Raw genomic sequence first — 480 nt, forward strand, 5'->3', positions numbered from 1 at the left:
TAGTAATATATTCCCCCATCGACCCCCAAATACCTCCTAATTGGACGTTCTTCACAGTATTACCTTTAAAATTTAAATGGGATACTTTCCTCAAATTTTCCAGGACCCCATCTCTTTTTGGGTTTGCATCCCCTCCCCAGAACATTATTCCGTGATAATATCCATCTATGTTGCAATCAAAACAATTACAAACTTTTATATAATGTAACTCAATGAAAGCTTTTCTTGTCACTATTTTTGTCGACGCGCCGTAACACTCATTAATGTTAATATTATAATTTAATTCAGAATCATTTATGAGATCATAGCTTTTCATTACATCTGATGTTAATAACCTGCATCCATTACACTTCACCTCACTAACTGATATAGAATGTGCCCCATTGAGAATACTAATAACTTCGGTCATATCGTCTTCAGCGTTAAAAACACCGCCTGTTATTTCAATATCTTGTTTGCCATCAACAAGGAATATACATC

1 protein-coding gene is annotated in these 480 nt (G+C 34.6%); it reads right to left on the reverse strand.

Annotated features, from left to right (window positions below; translation table 11 throughout):
* A partial coding sequence (locus tag J1785_RS00240; protein WP_217218517.1) for a hypothetical protein occupies positions 1-480 on the reverse strand: 480 nt, incomplete at both ends.

The sequence above is a fragment of the Rahnella perminowiae genome, from assembly GCF_019049755.1.
In the GTDB taxonomy this organism is placed as follows: domain Bacteria; phylum Pseudomonadota; class Gammaproteobacteria; order Enterobacterales; family Enterobacteriaceae; genus Rahnella; species Rahnella perminowiae.